Origin of the sequence: Helicobacter trogontum (assembly GCF_000765905.2) — a bacterium.
Taxonomy (GTDB): Bacteria; Campylobacterota; Campylobacteria; order Campylobacterales; family Helicobacteraceae; genus Helicobacter_A; species Helicobacter_A trogontum.
Map to the genome: position 1 here is coordinate 1 of NZ_JRPL02000045.1, position 6,965 is coordinate 6,965.

Here is a 6,965-nt window from a genome sequence, read left to right on the forward strand (position 1 = left end):
ATACTTCTTGGTATGTGGAAAGTCATCTATGTCACCTAACTTTTTACCAAAATACCCTAGAATCTTATTATACTTCTCCTCATTATTAGGTAATTCATTAAGCTTACACATATTTCTAAATTGCCAATAACTAGGCTCTAAATAAAATGAATATGGTGTGTAATAAAACATAATTAAACCTATGCTTCCAAGAAATGCAAGAAATTTAGAAATTTTCTTTTGTGATTTAAAGAGTTTTCTATATATAAGTCATAAAAGAAAATAAGAAAGAGATAATGCAATACAAAACATAAATATTAGAAACAACATTGTAATTCCTTTGTGTGTTTAAGATTTATAAAAACAATTCAATCTTTTCAAATAACTATCAAATACAAGTATAAAAGTCATCATAGCACCTGCTGTGCTATACAATGATTAAACTAAAAATAAAAGCCTAAGACTCTAAAGTAAATTTTAAAGTTACTATCATGAACATTCTTATAAAAGCTATAATATGAATGATTTTTAATGGCTTTTTATCTTAATCGGCACTTTAGATATTATATTAGATGTTGTCCCTCATAATATAGCAACAAACTATAAGCCTACTATAATTGTATCTTTACATTCGCATCGATAATATAATGATACATATCTGTATCATTTATTTTTATATTTATTATATCTTTTCTATGATTTTTCTTTTTTACTATTCTTTATCATATCTTTTATACTGCATTCTCTTATATAATCTCTATTTAAATTTCCATATTCTAACTCATCTTTACTTCTTTTCTCTTTTAATAACTTTGCTGCAAATCCTATAATATTTTGATTTGTAGGTAGATAAACAAGTATTGTTTACGATTTTCTTGATCCCACAGATAGATATATGATTTGTTAATTGAGCTATACCTAAATTCTTTATAAGATTTTTACACTCTTGTTTTGTTTTTTTGTAGAATGTGTTTTAAGCTGGGTGCTTAAAATAATACAAAAGGATAAATAATGATGTCAGATCAGTTTCTAGAATCACGATGGAAAAAGATTCTAAAAATGATTTATGAACTAAAAGGTAGGCGTGAAGAGGAGCAAAGGGAGGGCATGAAAGCCATCTTAGATGAACTTGATATGCCTCTTAATATTCTAATTATTGGTGGCACAGGTGTTGGAAAAAGCTCCACAATTAATGCTCTTTATGGGGAAGATAGGGTAAAAGTTGAATCAGATGCTCAACCACAAATACAAGAGATAGAAAAGTATAAAATCTCTAAAAATATAACTCTTTATGATTCTCCAGGGCTTGGTGAGGAGAGTGAGAAAGATAAGCAACATATGGATAAAATCCATAGGCTTTTGCAAGAAAAAGATGAATATGGACATGCAAAGATTGACTTAGCCCCTGTTGTTATCGATGCAACGGTAAAGGGATTAAGAATACAATACAATCAAATATCTTTTAGGTGTGCTTGGCGATAGCAAACGTATCTTATTGGACTTAACAAATGTGATTGCGTGGAATCAGAGCGATTTTTTGATAGAGATAATAACAAATTAGCAGAAAGACAAGAGAGATTTTTGCAGAAGAAAGCAATAGATTTGCGTGAGAGGGTTGAAAGAGATACGGGATTATTATTGAGTCCAGATGATATTGTGTGTTATAGTGCTGGATTCTATGATGAAGAGACGCAGACGCAAGAGAAACCCTATAATATTGGGCAGTTAGGGTTTATGATCTTAAGAAAGATCCTAAAGCACAAAAGAGTCGTGCAATCTACAGAAGAAAGCGAGGAGGTTCACAACTCACATAATCAAGGATTTTGGGATGATGTGCTTGAACTTGTAGATGTGGTGACTGATTATATACCTGCACTTAAAGTAGCTAAACGAGCTGGTAAAAAGCTTTGGGATGCTATAACTGGTTGGTTTTAATCAGTTACAACAGAATCACACCAATGTAGGATGTGAGCAGATTCTGCCCCTCGCTTTATTTGCAACTTTTATCCTTCTAGGCTTTTCATATCAATTACATAGCGGAATTTTGCTTTGCCATTTGTGAGGTTTTCATAGGCTTTATTGATGTCATTAACGCCAATGATTTCAACTTCAGGATAGATTCCTTCTTTTAGGGAAATGTCAAGCATTTCTTGCGTTTCTTGTATACCACCAATAAGCGATCCATACACTTTCTTTCCAGCACTAAAGACAAGTCGCGTTACATCAATATGTGTTTTAAGCTCCACAGGTGGTAACCCAACAATTGCCATTTCTCCACCAAATTTCAGTAAATCTACATAATTATTGACATCATAGGCAGTTGGGATTGTTGAAATGATAAAATCAAAGCGTTCCCTACATTCACTTGTATCTGTATAGAGAGCTTTTACACCAAGATTTTTGGCTTCTTGCATTTTCAGTGTATTTCGTGCAAATATGCTAACCTCTGCACCAAGATAGAGCGCATATTTTACCGCCATGAGTCCTAATCCGCCAAATCCTGCCACTGCAACCTTATCACCTTTTTTTATTTTGCTAAATTTAAGCGGTGAATAAGTAGTGATCCCAGCACAAAGAAGTGGTGCGACTTTTTCTAGTGGAGCATCTTGTGGCACTTGTAAAGCAAATTTTTCACTTACAACAATGTTATTTGAATAACCACCATAAGTTGGAGTATTATCATGAAAGCAATCAAGACAATCATAGGTGAAAATTGTTTTACCATTTTCACAAAATTGTTCTTGGCTTTGCTTACATGCCTCACACTCGCCACAAGAATTTACCATGCAACCCACACCTGCATAATCGCCGACTTTAAATTTACTCACTTTATTACCAATAGCTACTACACGACCAGCTATCTCATGTCCTGGCACCATAGGATAGATTCCATCTTTCCATTCACTACGGGCTGAATGTATATCGCTGTGACAGATTCCTGCATAAAGAATCTCGATCAAAATATCATTTTCTCCCATTGCATGCCGCGTAAAGTCAAAGGGTTTAAACGTATCATCCTTATGGGTTACTGCATAACCTCTTGCACTAATTTTTTCTCCATTTTTAGCTTGAGTTAGATTATCTTGTAAAAGCATTGTCTCTCCCTTAGAAAATAAAATAGTAGGCAATTATATAGGATTTGTCTGTAAAAAGTGTTAATAATGAGGTTTGAGGCCGACTTGAAAGATGGTGAAATAAAGTTTAGATTCTATAGCAAGACTATAGTAGTATAAATTCTATAAGATCTAGATATCACGATTATATTCCAAGGTGCACAACTTAGTTGTTTTATATAGTTAGTTTTTTAATACACTGGCTTGTTGTGTCTAGTTCTGAAAAGACGAAAGTATTATTTGAATGTGTATCTAAATGCAGTTCTATCTATATTTAATAGCTGTTTTGTTAAAGTGTTATTTTTATACCTAAAAAATTACAAAATATATTTATATCGTTTTGCTACAATGTCGTTCTTATTTTTTGGATTCACATAAGGTTTTAATATGTCAAAGCAAATACGATATTTTAGTATTCTTTTTGTTCTGCTTGTAGCACTAGATCAAGCTATAAAATACGCAATGATTTATGTCGCACAACCACAAAGTCTACATGATTTTGTTATGATAGCTGATAATCCTGTGATTTCAATTGCACTTGTGTTTAACACAGGAGTTGCCTTCTCATTTCTTACGTGGCTTGGTGAATGGCTAAAATACATGCAAGTTGGTTTCATAGCTATTATTATTGGAATCTTATTTACACAAAAACATCTTTTTAAAGATCATTATATTGCCTTTTCATTTATGTTTGCGGGTGGGGCTTCAAATGTGCTTGATAGGTTTTTGCATGGCGGGGTTGTTGATTATATCTATTGGCATTATAAGTTTGAATTTCCTATATTTAATTTTGCAGATATTATTATTAATTGCGGCGTTGCCTTATTTATCTTGCAAACATTATTCTTAAACAAAAAGAAGAAAATATAGCGTTCATACTCTTCTAAACTTTTTAAATGTTTTTGCAAAGCCCATAGCACTTATAAAATATAATGCTGCAACCGCACAAATCCCACTTGCTACAAAGCCAATTGATTCTATTCCAAAATATGTATAAGTTTGACCACCAATGAGTGCACCACTACCTATGCCAACATTAAAAATCCCTGAAAAAATACTCATTGCTACTGCAGTAGCATTTGGTACAGCAGCAATGACTTGTGATTGAAAAATCACACCAAATAGCATGAAACATAATCCCCATACTGCACAAAGTAAGGTAGTAGCTATGCTAGATTCACTTACAAAATATAATAAAAACATGCTAAATCCCAATCCAAAGAGACTAAGACGCACAAATGCTAAATGGAATCGCTCGTAAAATTTTGCAAATAGCACACTTCCTACCACTCCCATAAGTCCAAATAAACATAAAACAAAAGTAACCGAGCTTGCCCTAAAACCAGCTACATTCTCTAAAAATGGTTCAATATATGTGTAGGCACTAAAATGTCCGCTCACAAAAATCAGTGTTAAAAGACAGATTTTCATAAATGCCTTGTTGTGTAAAAGTGTAGGAAGTGTTTTCAATGAAATATTTTGTGTATTTGGCATTGTGGGAAATACTCGCCAAAAAGCAACACCCACACATAATGCGACAAGCCCTATGCACAAGAAGGTTACACGCCAATCTACATATAAGCCTATCATGCGTCCAAGCGGTAATCCCACAATCATAGCAAGTGAACTGCCTGTAATTACAAAGCCCAATGCACTGCTTTGCTTGCCTTTAGGTGCAGCACGTACTGCCATGACAGAGGCGATAGACCAAAAGAGAGCATGCGAGAGTGCCACGCCTATGCGAGAGGCCACAAGCATAGTGAAGTTTTGTGCTAAAGCAGAAATAAAATGACTAAAAACAAATAGAGCAATAACGCCTAGCATAAGGGGCTTGAGATTGCTTTGTGCAAAATAGAGCATAAGTGGCAATGATGCAAGAGCGACTACCCATGCATAAATTGTTAGCATTATCCCCACTTCTGAATCACTCATGGAAAAATCTTCCCCAATAGCACCTAAAAGTCCAATAGGTATAAACTCTGAAGTGTTAAAAATAAACGCACCAAAAGTAACACATAAAACAGGCAGCCAAGCAAATACGCTAGATTTAATGTGAGACATAACTAACCTTAAAGTATAAAATGAAAATGTCTTATAGCATAAAAATATGTATTTATTTGTAACTTATTAAATTATGTATAACCCGTAAATAAAAATGTTTCATATATAAACAAGAAATATAAAGAGATTATAGGAATAGGCATATGAGAAAGTAGTTAGAAATTAAACTTTTTGTTCTAAAATACACAATGTTGGATAGAATCTTATGTGTTGTATGTTATTGGAGGTTATTGTGGAAGTGCCATTTATCATCGCAGAACTTAGTGCCAATCATAATCAAAATCTAGATATCGCGCTACAAAGTGTTCAAGCCATAGCAAAAACTGGAGCAAATGCAATAAAGGTACAGACCTATAAACCAAGCTGCCTTACCCTACCTTATAAAAATGAATATTTTAGAATCAATGAAGGTTTATGGAAAGATTCTTACCTATGGGATCTTTATGAGGATGCACAAATGCCATGGGAATGGCATAAAGAGATATTTGACTTAGCACATACTTTAGGCTTAGAGGCTTTTAGCACACCTTTTAGTGTGGAGGGAGTAGAATTTTTAGAGGCTTTAAATTGCCCTATCTATAAGATTGCAAGTTTTGAGGTTATGCACACACCACTTTTAAAAGCAATAGCAGCAACAAAAAAGCCTGTAATTCTCTCTCTTGGCGTAGCCTATGATAATGAGATCAAAAGTGCTTTAGAGATTCTAAGGGATAATACATCTATTACATTGCTTTATTGTATTTCTGCATATCCTGCTTCCTTAGGCGATGCAAGATTAACGAATATCCAAGCTATAAAAGAGCAGTGGAAAGATTATAATGTCAAAGTAGGGTTGTCTGATCATACTTTGGGTATTAGTGTGCCTATTGTGGCGACACTTTGTGGGGCAAGTGTGATTGAGAAGCATTTTATTCTTGATAAAAGTTTGGGGGGTGTGGATAGTGCTTTTAGCCTTGATGTAGAAGAGTTTAGACTTATGGTAAGCAATGTCCGCGATGTTTGTGTGTTGGCACAAGATTTTTATGACAAGCAACAAGCAATATTGCCCATAACAGCACAAGATTCTCATATGGTTTCCCACTTGGGAGCAACTCAAGAAAAAAAGGGAAGAAATTTTGCTCGCAGTCTTTTTGTTTCCAAAGATGTTAGAGCTGGAGATATTGTAAGCCTTTCAAACATTGCATGTGTGCGTCCTTGCGTTGGCATGTCACCTTTAGACTTAGATTCTATACTTGGAAAAACTTTTAGCAAGGATATAAAAGGCGGTATGCCACTTTTAGAATCTTATATTAAATGAAGCATAAGTATTGTTATGTGAGAATTAATTCCTAGCTGTTTCAATGAGCTGCAAAATTAAATCATAGCGTTGGTATTAGACTTTTTTACGCCTTATACTGCAAGCATTTTAAGTCAGAGGAAGATAACAATGAAAAAATATGACATTTTTTAACAATATAAAAGACTTGAATCAAAAAGCAGAACGTCATAAAAAGCGAGGAAATAATAATTTTAACCCTTATCTTAAGATATTAAATAAAAACAATGAAGTGTATCTGCATAGTGCATTGCTTTATAGCTTTTTTGGATCCACAGGGTGACCACTACCAAGGTGATGTATTTTTAGAAGCATTTTTAGAATCTATTGGTCTTAAGGAGTGGTTTGGTAATACCAGTGGTGCAAGAGTGTATAAGGAGTATAAGTATATTGATATTTATACACTTCTCCATTTTCTCCATAGAAACATCTAGGATTATTCATATCTTCTTTACCACCCCTAAGCAGTAAGGAGTAAAAATACACATCACAAGGCA

At 33.8% G+C, this 6,965-nt stretch carries 7 protein-coding genes; 5 read left to right on the forward strand and 2 right to left on the reverse strand.

Going from position 1 to position 6,965, the window contains the following annotated elements; translation table 11 throughout:
- Positions 1-993 precede the first annotated feature (993 nt).
- Both LS81_RS10085 and LS81_RS10090 read left to right on the forward strand, forming a co-directional pair.
- A complete protein-coding gene (locus LS81_RS10085; protein ID WP_158659434.1) occupies positions 994-1,461 on the forward strand; it encodes a GTPase in 468 nt (155 codons plus the stop codon).
- 36 nt (positions 1,462-1,497) lie between these two features.
- Positions 1,498-1,914 carry a hypothetical protein gene (locus LS81_RS10090; RefSeq protein ID WP_034346105.1) on the forward strand — a complete coding sequence of 139 codons (417 nt, stop codon included), beginning with the start codon at positions 1,498-1,500 and terminating at the stop codon, positions 1,912-1,914.
- Between the two features lie 68 nt (positions 1,915-1,982).
- Here the strand turns inward: LS81_RS10090 and LS81_RS10095 are convergent, their stop codons facing one another.
- Complete coding sequence (locus LS81_RS10095; protein WP_034346104.1) at positions 1,983-3,074, reverse strand: NAD(P)-dependent alcohol dehydrogenase; 1,092 nt, start codon at positions 3,072-3,074, stop codon at positions 1,983-1,985.
- Positions 3,075-3,479: 405 nt separating this feature from the next.
- Here LS81_RS10095 and lspA point away from each other — a divergent pair, with 405 nt between their 5' ends.
- A complete protein-coding gene (gene lspA, locus LS81_RS10100; protein ID WP_034346103.1) occupies positions 3,480-3,962 on the forward strand; it encodes a signal peptidase II in 483 nt (160 codons plus the stop codon).
- Between the two features lie 3 nt (positions 3,963-3,965).
- Here lspA and LS81_RS10105 read toward each other — a convergent pair whose 3' ends face one another.
- On the reverse strand, positions 3,966-5,153 hold the full coding sequence (locus tag LS81_RS10105) for a sugar transporter (protein WP_034346101.1): 1,188 nt from the start codon (positions 5,151-5,153) through the stop codon (positions 3,966-3,968).
- Positions 5,154-5,358: 205 nt separating this feature from the next.
- On the opposite strand from LS81_RS10105, the gene pseI reads away from it, so the two are divergent.
- A complete protein-coding gene (gene pseI / locus LS81_RS10110) occupies positions 5,359-6,450 on the forward strand; it encodes a pseudaminic acid synthase (protein WP_162846255.1) in 1,092 nt (363 codons plus the stop codon).
- Between the two features lie 139 nt (positions 6,451-6,589).
- Positions 6,590-6,751 (forward strand): hypothetical protein, encoded by a 162-nt coding sequence (locus LS81_RS11410; RefSeq protein ID WP_158659433.1) that lies wholly within the window; start codon positions 6,590-6,592, stop codon positions 6,749-6,751.
- Positions 6,752-6,965: the final 214 nt, after the last annotated feature.